Annotated in this window: 21 protein-coding genes and 5 tRNA genes; 21 read left to right on the top strand and 5 right to left on the bottom strand. The window is 40.3% G+C overall.

Annotation, left to right across the window (positions count from 1 at the left end; genetic code table 11):
• The first annotated feature begins 101 nt into the window (after nt 1-101).
• The 8 genes from ACIPUA_RS07855 (at nt 102) to ACIPUA_RS07890 (ending at nt 4,611) form a co-directional block, all read left to right on the top strand.
• Nucleotides 102-177: transfer RNA gene (locus tag ACIPUA_RS07855), tRNA-Asn, on the top strand.
• A gap of 336 nt (nt 178-513) precedes the next feature.
• Nucleotides 514-589 (top strand) — tRNA-Asn (locus tag ACIPUA_RS07860).
• Nucleotides 590-925: 336 nt separating this feature from the next.
• Nucleotides 926-1,001: transfer RNA gene (locus ACIPUA_RS07865), tRNA-Asn, on the top strand.
• A gap of 336 nt (nt 1,002-1,337) precedes the next feature.
• Nucleotides 1,338-1,413, top strand: a tRNA-Asn gene (locus tag ACIPUA_RS07870).
• 600 nt (nt 1,414-2,013) lie between these two features.
• Nucleotides 2,014-2,089 (top strand) — tRNA-Asn (locus tag ACIPUA_RS07875).
• Between the two features lie 191 nt (nt 2,090-2,280).
• Complete coding sequence (gene pyrC / locus ACIPUA_RS07880; protein WP_071547923.1) at nt 2,281-3,330, top strand: dihydroorotase; 1,050 nt, start codon at nt 2,281-2,283, stop codon at nt 3,328-3,330.
• A 217-nt stretch (nt 3,331-3,547) separates the two neighbouring features.
• The gene (bssS, locus tag ACIPUA_RS07885) at nt 3,548-3,802 is read left to right on the top strand and encodes a biofilm formation regulator BssS (RefSeq protein ID WP_042847959.1); all 255 of its coding nucleotides are present in this window, start codon (nt 3,548-3,550) and stop codon (nt 3,800-3,802) included.
• Nucleotides 3,803-4,017: 215 nt separating this feature from the next.
• Nucleotides 4,018-4,611: a LuxR C-terminal-related transcriptional regulator gene (locus ACIPUA_RS07890; RefSeq protein ID WP_449059532.1), complete on the top strand. Its 594-nt coding sequence runs from the start codon at nt 4,018-4,020 to the stop codon at nt 4,609-4,611.
• Between the two features lie 35 nt (nt 4,612-4,646).
• Here the strand turns inward: ACIPUA_RS07890 and trhO are convergent, their stop codons facing one another.
• Entirely contained in the window at nt 4,647-5,690 is a 1,044-nt protein-coding gene (trhO, locus tag ACIPUA_RS07895; RefSeq protein ID WP_042847962.1) for an oxygen-dependent tRNA uridine(34) hydroxylase TrhO, read from the bottom strand.
• Between the two features lie 228 nt (nt 5,691-5,918).
• On the opposite strand from trhO, the gene ACIPUA_RS07900 reads away from it, so the two are divergent.
• Both ACIPUA_RS07900 and ACIPUA_RS07905 read left to right on the top strand, forming a co-directional pair.
• Entirely contained in the window at nt 5,919-6,554 is a 636-nt protein-coding gene (locus ACIPUA_RS07900) for a DUF1007 family protein (protein ID WP_042847966.1), read from the top strand.
• Nucleotides 6,545-7,564 (top strand): nickel/cobalt transporter, encoded by a 1,020-nt coding sequence (locus ACIPUA_RS07905; RefSeq protein WP_131680687.1) that lies wholly within the window; start codon nt 6,545-6,547, stop codon nt 7,562-7,564. Before ACIPUA_RS07900 ends, ACIPUA_RS07905 begins: the two co-directional genes overlap by 10 nt.
• Nucleotides 7,565-7,719: 155 nt before the next feature.
• Here ACIPUA_RS07905 and ttrA read toward each other — a convergent pair whose 3' ends face one another.
• From ttrA to ttrB, 3 genes are read right to left on the bottom strand one after another with little or no spacing between them, the layout of a single operon-like run.
• Nucleotides 7,720-10,794 (bottom strand): tetrathionate reductase subunit TtrA, encoded by a 3,075-nt coding sequence (gene ttrA / locus ACIPUA_RS07910; protein WP_071547922.1) that lies wholly within the window; start codon nt 10,792-10,794, stop codon nt 7,720-7,722.
• Nucleotides 10,787-11,833 carry a tetrathionate reductase subunit TtrC gene (gene ttrC / locus ACIPUA_RS07915; protein ID WP_131680688.1) on the bottom strand — a complete coding sequence of 349 codons (1,047 nt, stop codon included), beginning with the start codon at nt 11,831-11,833 and terminating at the stop codon, nt 10,787-10,789. Before ttrC ends, ttrA begins: the two co-directional genes overlap by 8 nt.
• Nucleotides 11,815-12,552 carry a tetrathionate reductase subunit TtrB gene (gene ttrB / locus ACIPUA_RS07920; RefSeq protein ID WP_042847974.1) on the bottom strand — a complete coding sequence of 246 codons (738 nt, stop codon included), beginning with the start codon at nt 12,550-12,552 and terminating at the stop codon, nt 11,815-11,817. Before ttrB ends, ttrC begins: the two co-directional genes overlap by 19 nt.
• A gap of 254 nt (nt 12,553-12,806) precedes the next feature.
• Here ttrB and ttrS point away from each other — a divergent pair, with 254 nt between their 5' ends.
• The 11 genes from ttrS to ACIPUA_RS07975 all read left to right on the top strand — a co-directional run bounded on the left by ttrS (nt 12,807) and on the right by ACIPUA_RS07975 (nt 25,098).
• Nucleotides 12,807-14,564 carry a tetrathionate respiration histidine kinase TtrS gene (ttrS, locus tag ACIPUA_RS07925; RefSeq protein WP_042847975.1) on the top strand — a complete coding sequence of 586 codons (1,758 nt, stop codon included), beginning with the start codon at nt 12,807-12,809 and terminating at the stop codon, nt 14,562-14,564.
• 126 nt (nt 14,565-14,690) lie between these two features.
• Entirely contained in the window at nt 14,691-15,287 is a 597-nt protein-coding gene (gene ttrR / locus ACIPUA_RS07930; protein WP_048606760.1) for a tetrathionate respiration response regulator TtrR, read from the top strand.
• Nucleotides 15,288-15,352: 65 nt separating this feature from the next.
• On the top strand, nt 15,353-16,297 hold the full coding sequence (locus tag ACIPUA_RS07935) for a Kdo(2)-lipid IV(A) acyltransferase (RefSeq protein ID WP_042847977.1): 945 nt from the start codon (nt 15,353-15,355) through the stop codon (nt 16,295-16,297).
• A 141-nt stretch (nt 16,298-16,438) separates the two neighbouring features.
• Nucleotides 16,439-17,665 (top strand): multidrug efflux MFS transporter MdtG, encoded by a 1,227-nt coding sequence (gene mdtG / locus ACIPUA_RS07940; protein WP_449059533.1) that lies wholly within the window; start codon nt 16,439-16,441, stop codon nt 17,663-17,665.
• Nucleotides 17,666-18,047: 382 nt separating this feature from the next.
• The gene (locus ACIPUA_RS07945; RefSeq protein ID WP_042847979.1) at nt 18,048-19,577 is read left to right on the top strand and encodes a peptide MFS transporter; all 1,530 of its coding nucleotides are present in this window, start codon (nt 18,048-18,050) and stop codon (nt 19,575-19,577) included.
• A 156-nt stretch (nt 19,578-19,733) separates the two neighbouring features.
• The gene (locus tag ACIPUA_RS07950; protein WP_449059534.1) at nt 19,734-20,522 is read left to right on the top strand and encodes a PhzF family phenazine biosynthesis protein; all 789 of its coding nucleotides are present in this window, start codon (nt 19,734-19,736) and stop codon (nt 20,520-20,522) included.
• Nucleotides 20,523-20,796: 274 nt separating this feature from the next.
• Nucleotides 20,797-22,215, top strand: coding sequence for an NAD(P)/FAD-dependent oxidoreductase (locus ACIPUA_RS07955; RefSeq protein WP_042847981.1), 1,419 nt, complete (start codon nt 20,797-20,799; stop codon nt 22,213-22,215).
• A 106-nt stretch (nt 22,216-22,321) separates the two neighbouring features.
• Nucleotides 22,322-22,675 carry a hypothetical protein gene (locus ACIPUA_RS07960; protein ID WP_449059535.1) on the top strand — a complete coding sequence of 118 codons (354 nt, stop codon included), beginning with the start codon at nt 22,322-22,324 and terminating at the stop codon, nt 22,673-22,675.
• A 202-nt stretch (nt 22,676-22,877) separates the two neighbouring features.
• Nucleotides 22,878-23,285, top strand: coding sequence for an acyl-CoA thioesterase (locus tag ACIPUA_RS07965; RefSeq protein WP_042847983.1), 408 nt, complete (start codon nt 22,878-22,880; stop codon nt 23,283-23,285).
• A gap of 587 nt (nt 23,286-23,872) precedes the next feature.
• Nucleotides 23,873-24,442 (top strand): tetratricopeptide repeat protein, encoded by a 570-nt coding sequence (locus ACIPUA_RS07970; RefSeq protein WP_042847984.1) that lies wholly within the window; start codon nt 23,873-23,875, stop codon nt 24,440-24,442.
• Nucleotides 24,443-24,660: 218 nt separating this feature from the next.
• Nucleotides 24,661-25,098, top strand: coding sequence for a universal stress protein (locus ACIPUA_RS07975; protein WP_042847987.1), 438 nt, complete (start codon nt 24,661-24,663; stop codon nt 25,096-25,098).
• A gap of 205 nt (nt 25,099-25,303) precedes the next feature.
• On the opposite strand, the gene ACIPUA_RS07980 is transcribed toward ACIPUA_RS07975, so the two are convergent.
• Nucleotides 25,304-25,771: a GNAT family N-acetyltransferase gene (locus ACIPUA_RS07980; RefSeq protein ID WP_042847989.1), complete on the bottom strand. Its 468-nt coding sequence runs from the start codon at nt 25,769-25,771 to the stop codon at nt 25,304-25,306.
• Between the last annotated feature and the right edge of the window lie 115 nt (nt 25,772-25,886).

A 25,886-nucleotide genomic window follows, 5' to 3' on the forward strand; every position in this document is an offset into this window, starting at 1 on the left:
GTTGCTTACTTAACACGCAGTTAATCATTTTTTTTATTTTTATGCTTTACAACTGAGTATAGGATGGGTAATATGCGCCTCGTTCTCAGGAACAAAGCAATTCCTCCATAGTTCAGTCGGTAGAACGGCGGACTGTTAATCCGTATGTCGCTGGTTCAAGTCCAGCTGGAGGAGCCAAATTTAAGAAGCCCGCCTAGTGCGGGCTTTTTGTTATCCATACCTATCCTCTCTTTTTTATTTCATATCATTGTTGATGCAAATTATTGGTTCAACGAATAACTTCACTTTCGTTGTACTTATAGCTTATCAGTACTATCGGCAAAAAAATGGTTCGCCCTTTTATTCCTTTCTGTTATCTATGACTATCTAAACTTCCTGAATTTTGATGCATATTGGGGTAGATAACCATCAAGTTGCTTACTTAACACGCAGTTAATCATTTTTTTTATTTTTATGCTTTACAACTGAGTATAGGATGGGTAATATGCGCCTCGTTCTCAGGAACAAAGCAATTCCTCCATAGTTCAGTCGGTAGAACGGCGGACTGTTAATCCGTATGTCGCTGGTTCAAGTCCAGCTGGAGGAGCCAAATTTAAGAAGCCCGCCTAGTGCGGGCTTTTTGTTATCCATACCTATCCTCTCTTTTTTATTTCATATCATTGTTGATGCAAATTATTGGTTCAACGAATAACTTCACTTTCGTTGTACTTATAGCTTATCAGTACTATCGGCAAAAAAATGGTTCGCCCTTTTATTCCTTTCTGTTATCTATGACTATCTAAACTTCCTGAATTTTGATGCATATTGGGGTAGATAACCATCAAGTTGCTTACTTAACACGCAGTTAATCATTTTTTTTATTTTTATGCTTTACAACTGAGTATAGGATGGGTAATATGCGCCTCGTTCTCAGGAACAAAGCAATTCCTCCATAGTTCAGTCGGTAGAACGGCGGACTGTTAATCCGTATGTCGCTGGTTCAAGTCCAGCTGGAGGAGCCAAATTTAAGAAGCCCGCCTAGTGCGGGCTTTTTGTTATCCATACCTATCCTCTCTTTTTTATTTCATATCATTGTTGATGCAAATTATTGGTTCAACGAATAACTTCACTTTCGTTGTACTTATAGCTTATCAGTACTATCGGCAAAAAAATGGTTCGCCCTTTTATTCCTTTCTGTTATCTATGACTATCTAAACTTCCTGAATTTTGATGCATATTGGGGTAGATAACCATCAAGTTGCTTACTTAACACGCAGTTAATCATTTTTTTTATTTTTATGCTTTACAACTGAGTATAGGATGGGTAATATGCGCCTCGTTCTCAGGAACAAAGCAATTCCTCCATAGTTCAGTCGGTAGAACGGCGGACTGTTAATCCGTATGTCGCTGGTTCAAGTCCAGCTGGAGGAGCCAAATTTAAGAAGCCCGCCTAGTGCGGGCTTTTTGCTATCTATTTCTACTGAGTACCCACCACACACAAACTGGTTATATACCGTAAAGCCCCCATTATAAATTCCCCCGTATATTTTCACTCACTCTTTTTCAAGGAAAATTTGTTTTATCGCTTGTCGTAACCATTGATGTGCAGGGTCTCTATCTAAACGCAGATGCCAAGCTTGGACAATAAATAGCGCTCTCAAAGCAAAAAGCGTATTAGCTGGCTTAATACTTCTGTTACCCGCGGTTTGCTAAATGGCGTTCGACAACCCGTGTTAGTTATCCCTCTTTAACGCTTCTAGGTCTCTTGACGACCAAATCGTGTTTACAAACTCAGTGATTAGCCACAAGTTAGTCACTGAAATAACAACCTAAAATTTAGCCACAAACAGATGATAGAGGTTTACCTTTTAACTCATTTACCTATCAGCATGAACCTCAATTTACTGTCACCAAATCATTTTCGATCAAACTTCCCCCAGTTCGCACAGATAACAGCCAAACGAACTTTTTTTTCGATATTCTCCTTTGACAATCCAGTAAGAGAAAGCTAATATCCTCTGCGTACCAAGGAGTTCCTCCATAGTTCAGTCGGTAGAACGGCGGACTGTTAATCCGTATGTCGCTGGTTCAAGTCCAGCTGGAGGAGCCAATCATTTAGAAAAGCCTGCTTAATCATTAAGCAGGCTTTTTGCTTTTGGTACATTAATCTCCCCCTCATCTATCTATGACATTAACCTTAATTGTGATTTCTCATAGCTATTTTTTGACTTTCCCTTTATCATTCTATCCCGGCTTGAGCACCCGCTCATCACCCCTCTCTACCCTTATGGAGCCGGTTTAATGACAACTGTAACTACCCTAACAATCCGCCGCCCTGATGATTGGCATGTTCATTTTCGCGATGATGATATGTTAAAAACGGTCGTTCCCTATACGAGTGAATTTTTTGGCCGTGCCATTGTCATGCCTAATCTTGTCCCCCCAGTGACGACAATTGAAGCGGCAAAAGCTTATCGTGAACGTATTATTCAAGCCGTTCCAGAAGGTCACCAATTTACCCCCTTGATGACATGTTACCTCACTGATAGCACTGACCCTGTTGAGCTGATTAAAGGCTTCCATGAAGGGGTATTTACGGCTTGTAAATTGTATCCTGCCAATGCGACAACTAATTCCAGCCATGGTGTCTCAGATATCAAAAAGATTTATCCCGTACTAGCGGCTATGGAACAAGCAGGTATGCCCTTGCTAATTCATGGGGAAGTAACCGCTAGCCATATTGATATTTTTGACCGTGAAGCGCTGTTTATAGAACACGTTATGCTACCTTTGCGCGCGCAGTTTCCACAATTAAAGGTTGTGTTTGAGCATATCACGACCAAAGAAGCGGCCCAATACGTCCAAGAAGCAAATGAATATACCGCAGCCACATTGACACCACAGCATTTAATGTTTAACCGTAATCACATGTTAGTCGGTGGTGTCAGGCCACATTTATTCTGCTTACCTATTTTAAAACGTAACGTTCACCAAGAAGCACTACGCTCAGCGGTAGCATCAGGCTGTGACCGTTTTTTCCTAGGTACCGATACGGCTCCACATGTGCAATCACGTAAAGAATCATCTTGTGGGTGTGCTGGCGTGTTTAATGCGCCAACTGCATTAGCCGCTTATGCCACTGTTTTTGAAGAACTTGGCGCTCTAGCACACTTCGAAGCATTCTGTTCACTCAATGGCCCTAAGTTTTATAATTTACCTGTTAACGACGGGTTTATTACATTAACTAAAGAGCCCAATATTACTTGTGAATCAATTGATTGTTGTAATGACAAGCTGGTCCCTTTCTTAGCAGGTGAGGACTCTCAGTGGACAATCGCACTTTCTAAATAATTAGCACTTATAGGAAGCTATTTGGGCTTCCTATATTACTTTTTATAGTCATACTCACCATTTTTGTGCATTTCCTGCCATTTATACAAAAAAAATTTTTAATTGCTTCCTTATTAGCGAAATCTCCTTATACTAAAAGTGGCTTCATTTCGAGAACATTGCTCTTAGTCAGTTATAGATATTTACTATTTATCACGCTGTTTGATTAGGAGGTTTCATGAATAGAAAAGATGATGTTATTCAAACTCACCCAGTTGTTGGCTGGGACATCAGCACAGTAGATTCCTACGATGCGATGATGTTGCGTTTGCACTACCTCCCTGAACAAGATAAAAACTCAGGAGATGCCATTGTGGATAAAACTATGTGGCTAACGACTGATGTTGCTAAGCAATTGATTAATATACTTCAAGCTGGCGTAGATAAGATAGAGTCAGGCGAATATATCGAACTTAATCTTAAAACACACTAGGGAAATGAATGGATATTTAAGAATTTAATATCCATTTTATTTTATATAATATTCACCAAACAAGTAGTTATATATTTATATATAACTACTTGTACCTTTTTAACTAAATAACAATTGTAAATAAAAACACTATTTACTATTTTTATTAATCCTCGGTTGACTTCACTAGCAATTCCCATTTATTGTAAGACTCTTTTCGAACAAGGATGTTCCCGATGCGAATATTAGTTATTGATGAATGTTATTACACTAGACTTGGCATTACTGAATATTTATCTAAAAATGAAAAATTAGAATTTATTAGTACAGGTTGTATTGAGGAAGCTATCAGGTTTATAAATGAATTCACGCCAAGTATTGTATTGGCTAATTTAACTTATTATTGTCATTACTCTAATTACTGTCCAGTATTACAAGATCTATTAAATAGAAAAAATAATATTAGGTTTTATATTTATATAAATGCCCCTTACCCACAAACAGCCAACCCATTGTTATTAAAGGATAACTTTTTTATTCTATCCAAAAATATTATTACCCAAACCCTTGATAAAGTGATTCGAGAACACGAACAAATAGAACATATCACGAAGCTCGCTAATAATATAGATTCATCCATCTTCACTGCAAAAGAACAAAACATTATTAATAACTGGATGAATGAAACACCTAATCATATTATCTCAAGGAAACTAGGGATTAGTAATAGCACGGTTTATTCACAGAAAAGACATATCACTTCGAAAGTATTTGTAAAAAACAGAATTGAATTATTTTTTATCTATAATGTATTTAAATATTTATATTAAGAGAGAGCCCTAATTAAAGGGCTTTCTTATTATCGTTATTCTTTATTTAATAAGCCATCTGATAAACGATGACGCGATTTATTAAAAATCTTATTGCTGACTTCACGGCCTGCACGGCGAGCACGTTGTTCTTGCTCTGGGAGTTTCATTTCCTCAGTACAAGAAACACTACAGCAACCCTCGTATTTTTCTGCACAGCTAGGGCATTGGATAAACAACAAGTGGCAGCCATCATTACTGCAATTAGTATGAGTATCACATGGTGCACCACATTGGTGGCATTGGGCTAAGGTATCATCCGTAATGCGCTCTCCCATACGGTTGTCGAACACAAAGTTTTTCCCTTTAAAACGTAATGGTAAACCTTGTTCCTTTGCTTTACGTGCATACTCAATAACGCCACCTTCAACATGGTATACATTTTTAAAGCCATTATGCAGCATATATGCACTGGCTTTTTCACAGCGAATCCCCCCAGTGCAATACATGACAACATTTTTATCTTTTTGCTCTTGCAGCATTTCCACTGCCATCGGCAGTTGTTCCCTAAAAGTATCTGATGGAATTTCAATTGCATTATCAAAACGACCCACTTCATATTCGTAATGATTACGCATATCAACGAATACCGTGTTTGGATCGTCAATCATTTCATTCACTTCGTGAGCTTTCAGATATTGCCCTGTATTCGCTGGGTTAAAGGTTTCATCTTCGATGCCATCTGCCACCACGCGATCACGTACTTTCATGCGTAACACCCAGAAAGACTTACCGTCATCGTCAATCGCAATATTTAAACGCAGGTTATTTAGTGCGGTATCAGTGGAATATATCAGTTCGCGCAATGCATCAACATTAGATTCAGGCACACTGATTTGTGCATTCACCCCTTCTTTCGCAATGTAGACACGCCCAAAAACACTCAGCGCTGTAAACTGTTGATACCATTCATTGCGAAACGCCACTGGGTCTTGAATATTAAAATATTTATAAAAAGAAATTGTGGTACGTGGCTCTGTTTCCGCCAACATGCGTTCTTTTAATATTTTATTTGAAATTTGGTTATGTAACACTGGCATGGTGTTCTTAATCCTATTTAACTCGTTGATAATTTTCTATTTATTCAGATTTCAGCTCATTGCTTGAGGCTTTTTAATCTTGGTGGATATTATCGCTGTTATTATGTTAATAAAAAACCCTTTATTTGCAGGGGTATTGTAAATAAAACATCAACAAAAAGTTTTTAATGCCCGCCCACCATTCGTTATGTTATAACATATTTATATTTGGCTAATTAGATTATCTTTATGAGACGTTTTTTTCCTTTATATCTATTAATACTGGCTATCTTTGCGCCACACGTTGCAGCTCATCCTCATAGTTTTATTGAGATGCAAATGTCCCTTGAAACCAAACAAAACAAATACTCAGGTATAAGCTATGTTTGGAAGATGGACCCGATGACATCGGCAGATATTGCCTATGAATTGAAAGGGGTTAAACCCGATGACCCACGCTGGAAACAACAAGAAGCCATTATTATGGCTAATATTTTAATGCAAAATTATTTCACTGATTTTTATTATCAAGACAAAAAGGTTAACTTTAAGCGTATCCCTGACAGCTACCATTTAGAAAAAGAGGGGTTTTCATTAGTATTTTTCTTTACAGCTTCATTTATGCAGCCACTACCTATTGCAGATTCACATATCAAAATACAAACTTATGACCCTAGCTTTTATGTCAGTATGACGTATCAAAATAAACAACAAATTACTCTGCCAATTGAATTAGCAGCCAATTGTGATATTGACTTACAAGAAGCCAATATCACTGATTCGATGCGGGCTTACGCATTTTCTTTAGATAAAAGTGATACCCCAGAAGAAGATTTAGCGCTTGGGAAACAGTTTGCACAGCGAGTTGATATTCGATGTCCTTAACCCCCTCATCCTCTGTATACAAAGCAACAAAAACTTTGCTAATCATTGTCTCGTTTAGTTTATTAGCTTTCGCCATTTGGCTAGCGTATCGCTATTGGGGAACATGGTTACAACTGAGTATTGGCTGGCAAAAACAGTTAAACCAAGGTTTATCGGATTTACTACAAGAAACCAGCTCACACCCACTGTATGCTGGAAGTTTGCTAATTGCCGTTAGCTTTTTATACGGTTTTTTACATGCTCTGGGACCCGGCCATGGAAAGCTCATTATCACAACCTATATAGCGACCCAAGGAACTCATTTAAAACAGAGTGTTATCATTAGTTTATTAGCATCGCTCTTACAAGGGGTCGTTGCTATTACGTTAGTTTCTGTCGTGTTAGTGTTATTTCAGCTATCCACCAAACATTTGAATCAGGTCAGCTTATATGCAGAACAATTAAGCTATTTATTTGTCATAATACTTGGCTGTTTTTTATGTATTACTGCTTTACGCCGTTACTGGCAAACACGCCTTTCTAGGGCATTATCACCACTAGTGATAAAAAACCTTAAGCCATTAACACAATCAACCAAGCGAATGATCCAGCCCAAAACATTGACACCACACCCCGTTTGTCACTGTGGTCATCAGCACGTCATCCAATCTCACCAAATTCAATCTAGTTTTAAAAGTAAAGTGTTGATTATTCTATCTATGGGGGCACGCCCTTGCTCTGGTGCCATTCTCGTATTATTGTTTTCTTATGTGATTGAAGTATACGCATGGGGAGTTATCGCGGCGCTAGCAATGGCGGTTGGTACAGCATTAACCATTTGTTTAATTGCTATTTTTGTTCATTTTATGCGTGATAAAGCTATTCGTTTATCGCGGTTAACAGGAAAACAGCTGTCCCCATATTGGGGAATAGCATTAAAAATTTTTGCCGGTGTTTTCTTTATACTGATGGGGGCTTTGATGCTACAAAGTGTCGGGCTGGAGCAATCTATTTCGCCACTTCTGCGTTAACCCAATAAAAAAGGGAGGGCTCCCCCTCCCAGGCATTTGCCGAAGTTACAGTGTGGTAATCTCACTGTGTTATGCGCAATGTCAACTGCTTAAAACAGATTGCTAATGATGAGACTATGCAGCCCCTCACACACTAGCAACCCTTACTACTTCTTTTAACCAATGAGCTCAATTCGAGCAGGTAAACCTTGACGTACAGAAGCACCCGATACCCAATCTAACCATGTATTGGCGACTTCCCTTGTTGGGTCTGCAAAACCTAAATCGTTTAGATTGATCCCTGAACCATTTGCAGCATTCATTGGCATCGGTTGGTCATCTAAATAATGCTGTTTCGCGCCCATTTCGGTATGACCATAGCCATGTTCAATTGCAAGTACTCCCGGCATCACGCCATCAAGCACACTCACTTGAGCCTCTGCTTGGCCACCCGGTGTGGTAATACGTATCCAATCTCCGTGTTTAACCCCCACTTTTGCGGCATCATCAGGGTGAATAGCAACAAGATTCGTAGGTTTAACATGACGTAAGCGTTCAATTACTGTTGTCGAACTACTCATCACATGGGATTTGAATGACATTAGTTTCAATGGCCATTCTTTTTCTGGGAACACCACATTCACATCGTCACCATTTGCCATACGCGGTGGGTAATATGTAGGGCAACCACTGTAACGTTCACCGGTGATCGCGTGGCGATTAACGGCCACAGTTGGGTTCCAAATTTGTAAGCCTTTTTTCCATTGCGGACCAGTTGCATCGCCATCCCATGCTTTTTCATATGGTGCGAAACGGCCACCTCGCGTAAAGATATAAGCAACACGGCGAACTTCTTCAGGTTTTAGCGTATTGGTGATCGCAGGTAAAATACGTTCTACCCCACTAATTTGGATATCTTCCGAAGCGGCTTCTGGTACTGGTTTTTCACCTAGCCACGCCATATTCGCAGCAACACGTAAATAATAATCTTCCGCTGTATTTAGTGAATGCAGGTTGCCATCCATATCTTCAATCACGTTGTCGCCAAAACCAGGTAACCCCAATTCTTTGGCAACTGCAATACAGAAGCTTTCCATCGATACGGGCTGACCATCTGCCGTTTTGGCGGTGCGTGACTCAACAATCGGCCAACGCGCTGTACTCGCTTTAACTTGAACCCCTGACCAAGGAGCGCTAAAACCCCAACTTTCAAAATTATGGGTATCCGGTACGATATAATCTGCCAGCGCAGTGGTTTCATTCATAAAGGCATCAATACCGATAATCAACGGAAGGTGTTTTGGATCTTTCAGTTTTTCTTCCATCACTTGGCGGATACCCGCGATTCCATACACCGGGTTGGTCATATTGGTGATCCAGGCTTTTAATGCATAAGGATAACCCATTAATGCTGATGCCAATTGCTCAGTGAGTTGCCCTTTAGCAAACGGATACCAAGGTGCTTTTGCAGGATACGGATTTTCCCCTGCCGCAAGGCGCGCTTTGAACTCATCTGATTTTTCATACACTTCATTACTACGCGATAAAACAACGCCTTTTGGTTTTACTTTGCCTTTGTAGCTGGCAATTTTGTAACGTGGACCATCCATTTCACCGTTGAATTTACCGCCCCCAACGGACACACCACCTTTCAAGTTCAAGTTACCAATCAATGCGTTAAGCATAACGACTGACCATGCAGTGTAAAAGCCATTACCGCCCATCATGCCGCCATGAGAAATAACGGCAGCTTTTCTATCATATGACGTTAATGCTCTACCTAATGATTCAATGGTTTTCACTGGAACATGGCAGCGATCGCTATATTCTTGGAGTGTCATACGATTGGCCGCTTCTTTTAAGCATTGGAAGCTCGATTTTACGGTAACTTCACTGCCATCATGCAATGTCACTTGGCGAGTGACAAACAACTCTGCGGCTGGGACTTCACTGGCAAGTTTCAATTCACCAGACGTATCTTGGACGACATAAGCTTTTTCATCGTCGCCTTCGCCAGTAAGATAAGATGAAATTAATAATTTGCCTGCTAATGGGTGAGCATCATCAGTAATGACTAAATGCGTTGAGTTTGTCCAACTTTTCTCCCCCATCGCTTCCATTGATTTCTCACTAGGCACGCTAAGGTACTTGGCATTATAACGCTCATTTTCAATGATCCAGCGGATCATTCCCATGACTAACGCTGCATCAGTTCCGGGTTGTACTGGCACCCAGTGACCATGGTCATTAGCCAGTGTGGTTGTCAGTGGTAGCGCAGGAGAAACCACCACATAGTTAAACGAGTCACGCAGACGTGCTGTCGCTAACTGGCGACCTTGGCGTTTAAATGGGTTACCTGACTGAGCTGGTGAGGTTCCAAGGAATAATGCAAAACGAACGTTATCCCAATCTGGTTTTACGTGCGCATTTTTGTTTAAGTCATCCATTAAAGCACCCGAACCGGCGCGATAAGCAAGACCGCAATAGGAACCGTGGGCACCGAAATTTTTACTGCCAAACGCGTTTTGAGCAAAGCGACGAATAAACCCATCACGCCCGTCGTCCCCTGCGTTAGTTACCAGCAGCTGGTTCGCTTTGGGGCCCAATTTTGGCTGTGCTGGGTCAAGTGGCGTTTCAAGGTCACGAATAGCTCTTAAACCATCAACATGGCCTTCACCAAATAAATCACCGCCTTCAACAACTTCTTTAATTAATTGCTCAAAACTGATGCGTTGCCACTTGCCCTCTCCACGTTTACCAACACGTTTCATTGGTTCTAAAATACGCAGTGGGCTAGTTAAACCTTCCATTAAGGTTGCCCCACGCGCACAAGCGGTTGACCGATGTTCTAGCCCTGATTCCCCGCTCATTTTATTAAATGCAGTTTTCAGCGGCATTCCATAAGGAAAATGCTCTTCGTGTGATAATGGGTGATAAGGGTTACCTGCGATACGTAATACTTCATTTTTAGCGGTATCGACACGGGCACGAATACCACATTGTGTCCAACAACCAAAGCATTGGGTCATTGCAACTACTTGTTCCGGGTTTTCTTGCCAGCCTTTAGTCGCCTGACCTTCTGGTCGCAAAGAGTTGCCATTAATGCGGTCAAGAGTGACTTTACCAGAAGTGCCGTTAACTAGCCCATCGACTGCGCGTTTGGCCACATCTCGGTAGCTTGCACCAAATAATGCGATACCACCAACTACCAAACCACCTTTAAGCCATTGACGTCTTGAGAATTTAGCCATGTTGCACTCTCCCCGCAAACCAGCGAACACCTTCACGAACAATAATTGTTAACGCAATCCATAAACCAAATGTTCCTACGATAGCCAATAGTCCATCGGTTCCCAGTGGGAAATGATATGGGTTAGCGATAATGTTATATTTTGGTACAGCTTGAACTTCCATTAGGAAAATCCAACGTAATGTCCAAGCAAAAGCCATCGATACTAATGCTAAAACGGTAATGTAAGGGACAGAGCGAACGGCTTTTACATTACTCGCAGACATTCCGAAAGCCACTAACCACAGTGCACATACCCCCATTAGCATCCACCAACCTGGGCTCGCCATGTCTATTTGTTGGCGTACAGCAATACCCGATGTGGTATCCCCTGAAAGCCATAGCGCAAAACAGACAGCAAATAGTAACAATGTAATCACTTGGAAGCGTGCTAAACGGTTTTGATATTGGGGCTCACGACGAGCGCCGAGTCCAATCAATGCAGGCAGAACCTGTAATGCACTCAAGAACATAAGTACTGGCATCCACCAGCTGTTCCAGATTGGGCGAGCCGTTAATACAGATGCCTCACGACCGGTATAAAGTAGCAGGCCAATTGCCGATAATGCGGCAAGCAATGCCACCCAGCGCGTCGCTTTAAAGTGTTTTTTCCAAATCATTTTGACGATTAAAGCAACAAAGTATAAGCCGATAAATGTGGTAAATAAGGGTAATAATACAGAGCCCCACCACATCCAAGACCATAACGTTGGGTGTGCATAAAAATGCCATACTCTTGCGGTTTGGTGTAAATCTGCCGTTAGTGCAAGCGGTGCAGTGATCCCCATTGTGATAGCAATAAATACGGAAATCATTTCTAAGCGGCTGTTTTCACTTTTGTTTTGCCAATGTAAATAACAGGCATACAGCACCGCGCAAGAGGCGATTCCAATAAAGAAAAAGTATTGTACCGCCCAAGGAAGCCAAAAAAATTCTTGTGGCTGAGCCATCATTTCAGAAATATAAGTCACTTGGCCATTCATCAGAATACCTCCTGCCATAACGCGGGCTGCCCTTTACCTTGCAGCGGCTGAACAAACGCATCATCTAAACCGAGATAGAATACTTGCGGTAAGGTGCCACTTTCTGGCTTGAGTACTTTAATTTCTGCTTCATGCTCAGTCAGCATTTTACGAATAGTACTGTTAGGGTCTTTTAAATCACCGATAATGCGAGCGCCACCTACACAAGATTCAACACAAGCAGGTAATAAACCAACTTCTAAACGATGAGCGCAAAACGTACATTTATCTGCAGTTTGGGTTGAATGGTTGATAAAACGCGCATCATATGGGCAGGCTTGTACACAGTAAGCACACCCTACGCAACGTTCATTATCAACGACTACTATGCCGTCTTCCCGTTGGAAAGTTGCTTGAACAGGGCATACGGGTACGCAAGGAGGATTATCGCAGTGGTTACATAAGCGAGGTAGAAGTACATTGGTAAACCCTTCTTCGCCCTTAACCGCAACTTGATATTGGTTAACTGTGGTTCTAAATTGCCCTTGAGGGGTTTGGTTTTCAACAGAGCAGCTGACTGTGCAAGATTGGCAACCAATACAACGACGTAAATCAATCAACATTCCATATCGTTTTTCTGGGTTGCCTTCTCTACGCGTAGGAGAAAAATTTAGACCAGCTTCTGCAATGGGAATTAATGATGCTCCCGCAGTCACAGCCCCAATTTGTTGTAGAAATTTTCGTTTACTCAGATCCATAATAGGCTCCAGTACTGACATTGCTAATGCGAAAATAAAAGTTATTAATCAATATGTTATTTGTATTACATGTGTTATTGACAATGAATACAGTCTCGTTAAGATAACCACTGAAATTGTTATTTCTCTTTAAAACTACTGTATTATCTTGATAAAACTTGTAATGCCATTGTAAGAAGAGAGGCACCACCGCCCTATTGTGGTTTACCACATACCCGTAGCTAAATTGATCTAACGCAACGAATAAGCCAAATATGTTAAAAAAAACATCTATACCGTTGTATCACATACTATTAATTACGCTGCTTATGTGGTCCTTACCGGCCATTTCTGCACAATGGACTATCGGGGTACTGGCTTTGCGTGGGCCCAGTACCACACAATCCCATTGGCAACCATTAATTGACACACTCAATGATTCTATTCAGGGGGAACGGTTTACTTTATTGCCGTTAAACCTTGATGAAATGAAAGAAGCTATTTCTAACCGCAAAATTGATTTTTTACTGACCAACCCCGCGCAGTTTATTCAATTAGATAATCGCTATCACTTGCGCTGGCTATTATCATTACGTTCTGATGTCGAACCAAATAGCACCACCCGTAATGTGATTGGCAGTTTGATACTGGTACGAAAAGAAAGTGATATTTCTGACGTAAAGCATTTGATTGGTAAAAAAGTTGGTGCCATTTCACCTGATGCCTTTGGTGGTTACTTATTAGGCTATAAGGTATTAAGAGATATGGGGTATGACGCGGCTAAAGACTTTCAAATGCAGTTTTTAGGGTTCCCTGCGGATGCCCTATTATATGCACTACGGGATGACTCATTGTCTGCTGCCATTGTCCCTGTCTGTTTATTAGAAAATATGCACAGTGAAGGGCTAATTGATAAAACCCAGTTTCGTCCGTTAATTCAGCATCCAAGTTCATTATCTTGTTTAACTAGTACCGAGCTATACCCAAACTGGTCTTTCGCCGCATTAAGCGATGTTCCAGACAATTTGGTCGATAAAGTCACTAAAACGTTACTTTCAACGGATAATACCACTATGCGTTGGGGGGCTCCTGCCTCCGTCACTCAAGTCGAAACTTTGCTCCGCGATGTGAATCAACATCCACAACAGCGGCAAATATGGCAAGATATCGTCAGTTGGACCATTCAAAACCAAATTACTATTAGCCTTGTTGCGTTGTTCTTTGTTTTACTAGGCGTAAATCACATTTGGATTGCCTTCTTAGTTAGGCGCCGAAGCCGGCAACTCGAAGTGGCGCACAACCGCTTACGAGAACAAGAAGCCAATTTACAAAAAGCTCAGCGATTAAATATTTTAGGCGAAATGGCATCGGGCTTTGCCCATGAACTGAACCAACCTTTATCTGCCATTCGTCATTATGCGCAAGGGTGTATCTTACGCCTTAGCAAGGAGTCAAATAACCACCCACTCATTAGTGCGTTAACTAAAATCGATGACCAAGCGCAACGTGGTGCAGACATTATTCGCAACTTACGTCTTTGGGCAGGGAAACCGGGTCAAGACCCAGCGGTAACTTTAAACCAGCAATCAGTGAGGCAAGCCATTAATCATATCTGGCAACTTTTACGTGTAGATCAGCACTATCCAGATGCAAAATTGCTATTACCAGAGACACCTGATGTCGCCCTGACTTTGCCCGATACACTGCTTGAACAACTCCTTTCTAATTTAGTGAGCAACAGTTTACAAGCCGGAGCCACAACCCTGAGCTTTGGTTTTCACTTTGCACAAGACCGCTTTCTTCTGGTTTTACAAGATAACGCAGGAGGAATGCCGACCGAACAACTAGAACAAGGGATCATCCCATTTCATACCACTAAAAAAGAAGGTTTGGGGCTAGGGTTGGTGATCTGCCAGCGTTTGATCCAAAGCCAAGGCGGCGATATTCGCATTGAAAATAATATCACTGATGAAGGGTTAAATGGCCTACGAGTGACCTTAATTTTCAACTACTATAATAATTCAATAAATTAAGCATGTTTTGCCACACAATTGATAACATTAACTTTAAGTCTATGTGACAATAGCTTTATTAAGACAATCAACGCTCATCAGCTAATACTTTATTTTGTCCCCCTCTAAACTACGAGGTATAAATTGATGCCAGTTATTCATCTAGTGGATGATGACACCGATGTGACCGATGCTTGCCAATTTTTACTAGAAACTCTTGGCTATAGTGTCACCGTGTGGAATGACAGCGAAACATTTATTCAGAATGCAGCCCTTCATCAAGAAGGGGTGGTTTTGTTGGATATGCGTATGCCTAAACTGGATGGTCGGCAAGTTCATCGGTATCTTAGGGAGCAACAAAGCACACTAGCGGTCATATTTCTGTCGGGTCATGGTGATATTCCAATGGCAGTGGAACAAGTTAAATTAGGGGCTGTCGATTTCCTGCAAAAACCGATAGATAGCCAACTACTGGCAAAAACCCTTGACCAAGCGCGGGCGCAAACAACAAAGGCAACTGAACGTTATTTATTAAAACAACGTTATGAGACGCTCACTCCCCGCGAGAAAGACATTTGTCACTACGTTTTGCAAGGTTTGATTAACCGTGAAATTGCCGAGGCAGCCTGCGTTTCTGTACGAACCGTTGAGGTTCATCGTTCGCGAGTAATGGAAAAAATGGCGGTACGTAATTTAGCTGAGTTAATGAGTACCATGCAGGCGGTTAACGCTTTAAACGAATAATTTGATATAATTTAACCTAGTCTTTTTATTCATTAACCATGACTAACTAAAATATTCGGATACTCATGATATTAGCCCCAAAATTTCAAAAACGTTTTCTTCACCCTCGTTACTGGTTAACATGGGTGGGTATTGGCATCTTATATCTGCTTGTTTTATTGCCTTATCCCGTTATTTATTGGCTGGGAACTCGTTTAGGTCTACTGTCGATGCGCTTTTTAAAGAAACGGGTTCAAGTTGCTGATCGCAATCTTGAGCTATGCTTTCCAGATATGAGCTTAAAAGAAAGGCAGCTCTGTATCGACAAAAATTTTGAATCAGTTGGTATGGGGCTTTTTGAAACCGGTATGGCATGGTTTTGGCCTGATTGGCGAGTCCAGCGTTGGGTTAAAGTTATTGGGGCTGAAAATGCAGCCGCAGCACGAGAAACAGGCCGAGGGATTATCGCCCTTGGTGTGCACTTCCTAACTCTTGAGATTGGTGCCCGGGCTTTTGGAATGTTAAACCCAGGGATCGGTGTGTATCGGGCTAATGACAATGATTTACTCGATTGGCTGCAAACTCGTGGCCGCTTGCGTTCTAACAAATACATGCTTGACCGCAAAGATATGAAAGGAATGGTGCGTGACTTAAAAAATGGGGAAATTCTCTGGTATGCCCCTGATCACGATTATGGCCCACGTAACAGTACTTTTGCACCATTATTTGCCGTAAAAAATGCCGCGACCACCAATGGTTCACAAATTATTTTGCGTCTTGCATCACCTTTAGTGGTGCCTTTTACGCCAAAGCGTTTACCGAATGCAAAAGGCTACGAATTAATCATCCAGCCAGCTATAGATAACTTCCCTATTGAAGATAACCTTGCGACGGCAACAAAAATGAATCAAATCATTGAAAAAGAAATCCTTAGAGCGCCTGAGCAATATATGTGGCTACACCGCCGTTTCAAGACGCGTCCCGAAGGAGAATCTTCTTTGTATGGGGATTTAGATAAAATACACCATTAACTTTTAGCTGTAGTTCATTACCTTAATTCATTCTTTCTCCTGAATAATTTGACCTACAGCTAGGTGACACTTTGAAGCCCCTTTAAAATTTCGTCGTATAAGGGGCAACTAAGTGAAGCCAGCAATACTGAAGGACAATGTATGACAGGAAAAACAGGCTATTGGAAACGAAATCTCTACGTTGTGTGGTTCGGGTGTTTTTTAACCGGTGCCGCCTTTAGCTTGATTATGCCTTTTCTCCCCCTTTACATCGAGCAACTCGGTGTCAAAGACCATGCTTCGTTGAACTTATGGACCGGCGCAGTTTTCAGTATTACCTTCTTATTTTCAGCCATTGCGGCACCATTTTGGGGGCGCTTGTCCGACCGTAAAGGGCGTAAATTAATGTTATTACGTTCTGCCTTAGGTATGGCTATCGTAATGGTATTAATTGGCTTTGCGCAAAATATTTGGCAACTACTGGCTTTAAGGGCATTACTGGGCCTGCTAGGTGGGTTTGTCCCCAATGCCAACGCACTGATCGCCACTCAAGTCCCAGTGAAAAAAAGTGGTTGGGCAATGGGGGTTCTCGCGACAGGTGCGGTCAGTGGGGCTCTGATTGGCCCACTGATTGGTGGCTTACTTGCTGACCAATATGGCCTACGCCCAGTATTTTTTATCACCGCCACCGTCTTATTCATTTGCTTTTTTGTCACTCTTTTCTATGTACGGGAACGTTTCACCCCTGTTTCACGTAAAGACGCACTGTCAGGTAAACAAGTTTTTGCTTCATTACGCAATAAAAACCTAGTGATTAGCTTGTTTTTCACCACCATGATTATCCAAGCCGCTATGGGGTCAATAAACCCTGTTATCACCCTCTATGTCCGTGACCTATCCCATTCTTTAGAAAACCTCGCGTTTGTCAGTGGGGTTATTGCCTCTATACCTGGCGTAGCAGCTTTAATTAGCGCTCCGATGCTAGGTAAGCTTAGTGACCGAATAGGCCCTGAAAAAATTTTACTTGCGGCACTAGGTACCTCTATCTTCATTCTATTTCCTATGGGCCTTGTTGGGAGTTATTGGGAATTAGGCTTTCTGCGATTTATGCTCGGAGCCTTAAATGCGGCGCTCTTACCCGCAGTGCAAACCTTGATTATTTATAACATTTCTCACCAAGTTACCGGGCGAATTTTCAGCTATAACCAAGCACTGCGCGATGTCGGCAATGTGACAGGGCCTTTAATGGGGTCATTTGTTGCAGCAAGTTATGGTTTTAGGGCGGTATTTTTCTTCACATCCGCTTTGGTTCTCGTCAACTTAATCTATTCATGGTTAGTCATCAGGCGCCAGTCCGATGACTTACGCGCATCACCTTCAGACCCGTAACTAACAAGCTATTTATTGCACAAAAACCCGATGATTTCTAAGCTTTACTGACTTACCGAGTGAAAACCTAACCAGAAATAATATAACCAATTGTTTTTAAACAACTTAATCGATTCAAAAATCTTTCTTTTATTGTCAACAAAAATCCTGTATCTTCCCCTACCTTATCGTGAAAAATGAGAGTTATATCGAATTTTCACCTTAAAATATGGCCTTTTACTATAAATTCATTCTGTATATAGGCGATTCTATAATAATGTATGTTAAAAATATGTTTCCGAACTGAAAGTTAACATATCAATAATAATTGACACTCAAGCGCTCGGCTTGGTGTTTTAAATCATGCACAACCTCTCAAGAGATAATTTATGGGAGTTCACAGATGAATAATTCTGCGACTAAAACAAAAACTTTTTTTGGGCATCCATACCCATTGAGTTCGCTTTTCCTCACAGAAATGTGGGAACGTTTTTCTTTTTATGGTGTTCGTCCGTTACTTATCCTGTTTATGAGTGCGGCATTATTACAAGGCGGAATGGAATTACCCATTGAACAAGCTTCCGCTATCGTCGGGATTTTTGCTGGCGGTGTATACATCACGTCATTACCCGGTGGCTGGTTAGCTGATAACTGGCTAGGGCAACGTCGTGCGGTATGGTATGGCTCATTAATTATTGCATTTGGGCACTTATCCATCGCAATGTCCGCCTTTTTAACCAATACTTTCTTTTTCGTAGGCTTATTACTGATTGTCTTGGGAACCGGGTTATTTAAAACCTGTATTACCGTTATGGTCGGTACCTTATATAAGAAAGAAGATACACGCCGTGATGGCGGTTTCTCTCTATTTTATATGGGGATTAACATGGGTTCATTCATAGCCCCATTAATCATAGGCCCATTGCATGAAAAGTATGGCTGGCACATAGGTTTTGGCCTTGGTGGCGTAGGTATGTTAATTGCTTTGCTTATCTTCCGCTTCTACGCTATTCCACAAATGCGCCGTTATGATAAAGAAGTCGGCCTCGATTCCACATGGAACCGCCCTACTGTTCAACGCAAAAATGTCGGTAAGTGGGTTACATTATCGATGGTACTGTTAGCTATTCTTGTCGTATTAATCGACAACGGAACAATCCCATTTAATGCTTCAATGATAGCCAAAAGCTCGGCTTATGTAATTTCCGCTTGTGTGGGTCTCTATTTCTTATTTATGTTTTTCTTTGGGGGCTTAAACAGCAGCGAACGTTCTCGCCTAATTGCCTGTTTAATTTTACTGGTCGCAGCGGCCTTCTTTTGGTCAGCATTTGAGCAAAAACCAACCTCTTTTAATATTTTTGCTCGTGACTATACTGACCGCCAAATGGGCAGTTTCGAAATCCCTACTATTTGGTTCCAATCAATTAACGCGTTATTTATCATTCTGTTAGCACCGGTATTTAGTTGGTTTTGGCCTTCGTTAGCTAAACGCAACATGAACCCAAGCAGCATGACTAAATTTGTGATTGGTATTTTATTTGCTGCTGCTGGCTTTGCTATCATGATGGTAGCCGCAAACCAAGTTCTCGCCACTCAAAGCGGTGTATCCCCATTTTGGTTAGTAGCGAGCATTTTACTGCTTACATTGGGTGAATTATGCTTAAGCCCTATTGGGCTTGCGACAATGACACTATTAGCGCCACAAAAAATGCGTGGGCAAGTCATGGGCTTATGGTTCTGTGCTAGTGCATTAGGTAACCTTGCCGCTGGTATCATGGGCGGTAATATCCGCAAAGACCAATTAGATTCTATGCCTGAGTTATTCTCTCATGTTTCTATTGCGCTGGTGATCTGTGCCATTGTTTTAGCTGCACTGATTATCCCTGTCAGAAAAATGTTGAAAAATGCCGATAAAAACGAAGCTAATGCTTAATCACAAGTATTAATCACCAAATCCCGTTAGCTAACAGAGTTAACGGGATTCTCACGTTATAATACCATTCACCATAATTAGCTTATTATTTTTTAATAAAATAGACGCTATACTGCCCTTCTTTCATCCTCTTTTCGCCCATTAGGGAAGCCTAAAATGAGCCTTTCATTACCAATTTATTATGTTGATGCCTTTACTGATACGCTTTTTCACGGTAACCCCGCCGCTATTGTTTTACTTGATGACTGGTTACCGGATGAAAAGTTAATTGCAATTGCAGCCGAAATTAATTTATCAGAAACCGCTTTTTTAGTCGGGCACCATATCCGCTGGTTTACACCAAAAGTTGAAGTTAAATTATGTGGTCATGCAACATTGGCCGCTGCTTTTGTACTTAACGAGGTATTAAAACAAAATAATAACCCTCTCACATTGACGTCTCTTTCAGGGGAATTAACTATCACACCAAGCTCTCGAGGATTTACCCTCGATTTCCCAGCCCTAAATTCCATGCAAAGTGAACCTACGCAATATCCTCAATTAGAGGAGATCCTTGGTGTGGAACTTCAAGAGCTTTGGATAGCAAAAGACCGTTACTTATGTCTCCTTGAAAACGAGGAACAAGTCCAATCCTGCCAACCTAATTTGTTCAAATTATCGCAGCTTCCACTACCTGGATTAGTTATTACAGCTAAAAGTGCTGAACAGGGTTATGACTTCGTTTCTCGTTATTTTGCTCCTGCAAAAGGGGTCAATGAGGACCCAGTAACGGGTACCTCACATTGTGCAATAGCACCATTGTGGGCTAATCGGTTAAATAAATTGCAGTTAGTTGGTAAACAACTTTCAGCGCGAGGTGGTGTTATGCTTTGTGAACTCACGGCTAATCGCGTGAGATTAACAGGTAAAGCCACTTTATTCCTAACAGGAAAAATCCATATTTAACCTATAAATCAACAAATTAAAAATCATTTTATTTTTCCTTTTATCCAATCAACTCGCCGATAACATCCTCAATGGACGTACAAAGTATCGGCTCCCCACCTCCTTGCAATAAACAATTAAATATTTTTTTTAACATTTAATTAATAGTTTTAATTATTCATTAAATTAGTTTACACTTATAATTATTATTAAAAATATAATTACAATTATAAGTATTACTAATTGAAGCATTGATTAATTGTTAAAACTCATTCAATACAAGGAACTCAATAAGATGGCTATTACTAGAAGAAAATTTCTTATCGGTGGTGCAGTTGTTACCGTTGCTGCTGGTGCTGGAATTTTAACTCCAATGTTAACTCGTGAGGGTAGGTTTGTTCCCGGTAAACCAAGATATGGTTTTGTAGAAGGAACAGAAGGCGCGTTACCGCAGCAGGCTGACGTAGTTGTTATTGGTGCTGGAATTCTAGGAATTATGACCGCCATAAACCTTGTTGAGCGCGGTTTAAATGTTGTGGTAGTTGAAAAAGGGAATATCGCTGGGGAGCAGTCTTCACGCTTCTACGGCCAAGTGATTACCTATAAAATGCCTGATGAAACATTCTTACTCCATCACATTGCTAAACAACGTTGGAGAGAAATGAATGCTAAAGTCGGCGCAGATACCAGCTATCGCACACAAGGTCGCGTTGAAGTTCCCCTCGATGAAGAAGACTTAGTTAACGTCAGAGAGTGGATCGACAGTAGAAATAAAAACGTTGGTTCAGATATTCCTTTCAAAACACGTATCATTGAAGGCGCTGAGTTAAATCAACGTTTGAAAGGCGCACAATCAGACTGGAAAATAGCTGGCTTTGAAGAAGACTCTGGTAGCCTAGATGCAGAAATAGCCGCTTTTGTTATGGCTGATTATGCGAAAAAGATTGGGGTTAAAATTTACACCAACTGTGCAGCGCGTGGCTTAGAAACGCAAGCTGGAGTCATTTCTGATGTTGTGACTGAAAAAGGGGCAATCAAAACTTCCCGTGTTGTTGTTGCTGGCGGAGTTTGGTCTAGACTATTTATGCAAAATCTAGGTGTTGATGTCCCAACCCTACCTGCATATCAATCACAGCAGTTGATCTCTGGCTCCGCAACGGCTCCTGGTGGTAACGTCGCTTTACCGGGTAATATTTTCTTCCGTGAACAAGCCGATGGCACCTACGCAACGTCACCTCGAGTGATCGTTGCCCCTGTTGTTAAAGATTCTTTCGTGTACGGTTATAAATATATCCCTCTGTTATCTATGCCTGATTTCCCTGTTCATATTTCCTTGAATGAACAATTGATTAATTCATTCACAGAGCCAACAAGCTGGAGATTGGATGAAGTTTCACCATTCGAAAAACACAGAAATATGACTGCATTACCAGACTTACCAGAATTAAATGCTTCATTTGAGAAACTAAAAACTGAATTCCCAGCCTTTAAAGATTCTAAACTTATTGACCAATGGAGTGGTGCAATGGCTATCGCGCCGGATGAGCACCCTATCATTTCTCAAGTCAAAGAGTACCCAGGTCTGGTAATTAATACGGCAACAGGCTGGGGTATGACAGAAAGCCCAGTTTCGTCAGAAATCACAGCCGACCTGTTACTCGGCAAAGAACCTATGTTAGATGTTAAGCCATTTAGCCTGTACAGATTTAGCTAATATTTAATTATCCCCCAAGAAAACCCTTATATTTTTTAAGGGTTTTCTTGTTGCCTATTCTAATTCTATTCACTAACATTCTAGACTTAATTCAAATGGAGTGATTATGAATAAGTTAATATTAGGGATAGCTATTGCACTGGTCAGTACTGTCGCATTTAGTGAAAAAAATTATACGGTTGAACAGCTAGAAAATCTGATTGCTGCAAATAATAAACCGTCTATATTGGTACCTTCTTTAGATGGTTCAATCGCAAAAGATGACTTTCCTACCTGCAAATCAGGGCTGATAGAGTGGCTCGACGGTGTAAAAACATACCCAGTTACCATCGAAAAAGATATTGATGGCGAATTTTCAGCCACCATTTGGTCTGAATCGAAAGCTTTTCTTGTTTCCTGTGTCAAAAGCGGGGATAAAGCAAAGGCTATTCGTATGAGTGCCGAATATTCAGATAATTAGAGGTTACCCACCTCACAATAATCTTAAAGGCATATTAATAAAATAATAGGTCTTTAAGATTTCCTTATTATTTTTCTCATTAACAAAAAAAACGTCACTGGAACGATTCACTTCACATTTACAGATGAATTTATTTGTAATGAGTATTACACTTACCTTTTAACATTATTTATACACTAAGTAACAACTGTAAGGCTGAACCATGAGTTCCATTGCTGATGATGTCATCGCACAAAAAATTGAACAATCAATTTCCCGCGTCTCTAAAGTCGTGTTCCCAACCACCACTAACCACCATAGTACTTTGTTTGGTGGTACTGCACTCGCTTGGATGGATGAAGTTTCCTTTATTACTGCTACGCGTTTTAGTCGTAAACGCCTTGTCACCGTTTCAACAGAAAAAATCAACTTTACCCATCCAATTCCTTCGGGAACCATTGTAGAACTCGTTGGAAAAGTCATTCGAGTTGGTAGAACCAGTCTAACAGTCAATGTCTCTATCTTTTTAGAAGATATGTATTCTGAAGGTCGTGAAGAAGTGATCCATGGCCAGTTTAATTTCGTCGCTATTGATGACAACGGTAAGCCTACCCCACTATTTGGGGAATAACCCTTTAACCTCGTGAAGAAAGGCTTGTTTTTCTTTCGCTAAAAGGCGTAGATGTACCTACTTTTATTTACGCCTTTTTAATACCGCATATATCACTCATTATGTGTTAATTACTTTCGAATACTTTTAATTATTGTCAGTGTCTATTTTTAAGTTAAAAATAACAGCTTTCTGGCATAATAATCTAAATATGTTTAATAAACTTAACCTCTTTCCCCACTTCTAATATATACAATATATTACTAGCATCTAAGTTAAAACATACTTATTAAGACAATTTAATTATTATTAGTATCTTGTTACAATAAACACATCACGTTACTAAAAGACCTTGTTTTTATACTCTAATAAGTTGTAATTACCATTAGATATTGATATTTTTTAGTTATAGTCGTAGAGTATCCAGAGATATTCATTACCTAAAAATGCGTATATCCATTGAGTTTAACTTTATTGTATTATTGGTAGTAGCCTAGGTTTTTCTTTAAAAAGATGTTTCGCATTGTTAACTTTCAGCAATAAAAGATACAGATTACCATCGCTTTTTGATAATAAAAATGAACATTACACATATAAGATATAAAATTATGCTTAGAATTCTCTCACTTATTCTTTTATTTACCTTCTCCATAAACCATAGCGTCGCTGCGGTCCCTAAAGAGACAATTAAAAGAATTGAGCAAGAAGCTCAAAAAGGCGATATTAAAGCACAAGTTATGCTTGGCATCGGCTATTACCTTGGTAATGAACTCAAACAAGATTATGGAAAAGCCAAAAAATGGCTAACTATGGCATCAAATAAAGGTAACTCTGACGCACAACTATTTTTGGGCGATATGTATTTAAATGGAAACGGCGTTGAGGAAAACCTTGAAACCGCGATGGATTTATTTGAAAAATCAGCTAATAAAGGTAACGTTGAAGCTCAAAATTATATGGGGCAATTTTACTACCAAGGTATTGGTGTAAAGCAAAACTATATTACCGCCTTTGAATGGTTTAAAAAATCGGCTGATAAAAAGTTCCCACCTGCCCAATACCAAATTGGTAAAATGCTAAACAATGGTGAAGGCACTGAGATAGATGAAAAAGCCGCCGCGGATTATCTAGCACAAGCTTGTAAAGCAGGGTTGAAAGAAGCCTGTAACAAGAAATAATTTATACTGTTCACGAACTCCCTCTGGCTTGGCAAACTCAATACTCAAAATGAGGGTGCCGAGCCTTTTCCTTTTTCTTTTCCCCATAAAAAATGTATTGCGACTACTTGCTCACAACCTTTAACTTTAAAATTCGTTATTATTAATTTATGGATAATCAATATCAAAATATATGATAATGTTCTAAACTTATAATATAAAAGAAAAAAGGAGAATATATGTACAATACAATTTTAGTTCCGATCGATGTAACCGAAGACGCACTCACCAACCTATTAGTACCCCATGTTAATTCGCTACAGAAATTAAATAATGCGACGGTACACTTTCTTGCTGTAACTGCACCAATCTCTAACTATTTACGTTATGGTGGCACCATTTTACCAGGTGATTTTCCAGATGACGCAAAACAAGCTGAGCTTATCCTTGCTGAATTGAAAGAAAAAATTAAATTGTTCTCGGTTCCTGCAGATAAAGTGCATGCAAAAGCGACTATTGGCTCTGTTAAAGATGAAATTATTGCCGTTGCTGAAGATATCAACGCTGATATTATTTTACTCGGCTCACGTCGTCCGAGTATGTCAACCTACTTATTAGGCTCTAATGCCGCATCTGTAGTGCGTTATGCTAAGACAAGCGTATTAGTCGTCCGATAATAAAGACTAATAATATATATATAGCTAGGTCAGCTCATTTTACAAATGAAAAGTTTAGCTTTAATGATTGTTACAAAAAACAATAAAGGCATACACTTTATCAGACTATTTAAGACCTATTTAGGGTACATTAAAGACTCATAAACATTTTCGTGATTTTTTTCACTCCCTGCTTTTATAGCAGGGATTTTTTTATGTCATTTACTTAGCTTTTATTTAAGCGAAAACGCTTGAAGGGTACCCCATCAAAATCTACGAGTGCCTCTTCAACAAAACCATAGCGCAAAATTGCTGATAATTTCAAGCGAGTTAAAGGTAAGTGGATCGTTACAGAGTCAACATTAAGTGACGTAAATGCTTTATTTATCATGCGCTCCACTAAGCATTTCCCTGCTCCCCAGAAATCAGGATGTAACACTAAAGCCAAATCCGCATCACCGGCTTCATTTTGTAAACCACCCCACCCTGCAAATTGCTCATCAATCATGATTGCCCACACACCATAGCCATGTTGACCCCAATGTTGCTCTTTGCCAGCAACCCAATCGCGACAAAATGCCTCATCAAATTGGTTATTACCCAGTGGCATATGTTTTAAAACTAATGGATGGGTATTCAATGCAATGATATCTGCGGTGCAGATTTGACTTAACTTACGAAACTCTATCAACATAGTTACCTAGTTATTACTCATATTATACAGTCAGCGAAAAATTGATTAGCGGTTTTGAACATAATTTAAATATCATATTAAAACAATAGCCCACTCAATAGAATGGGCTATTAGC

Source organism: Providencia sp. AGC89 (assembly GCF_053543535.1).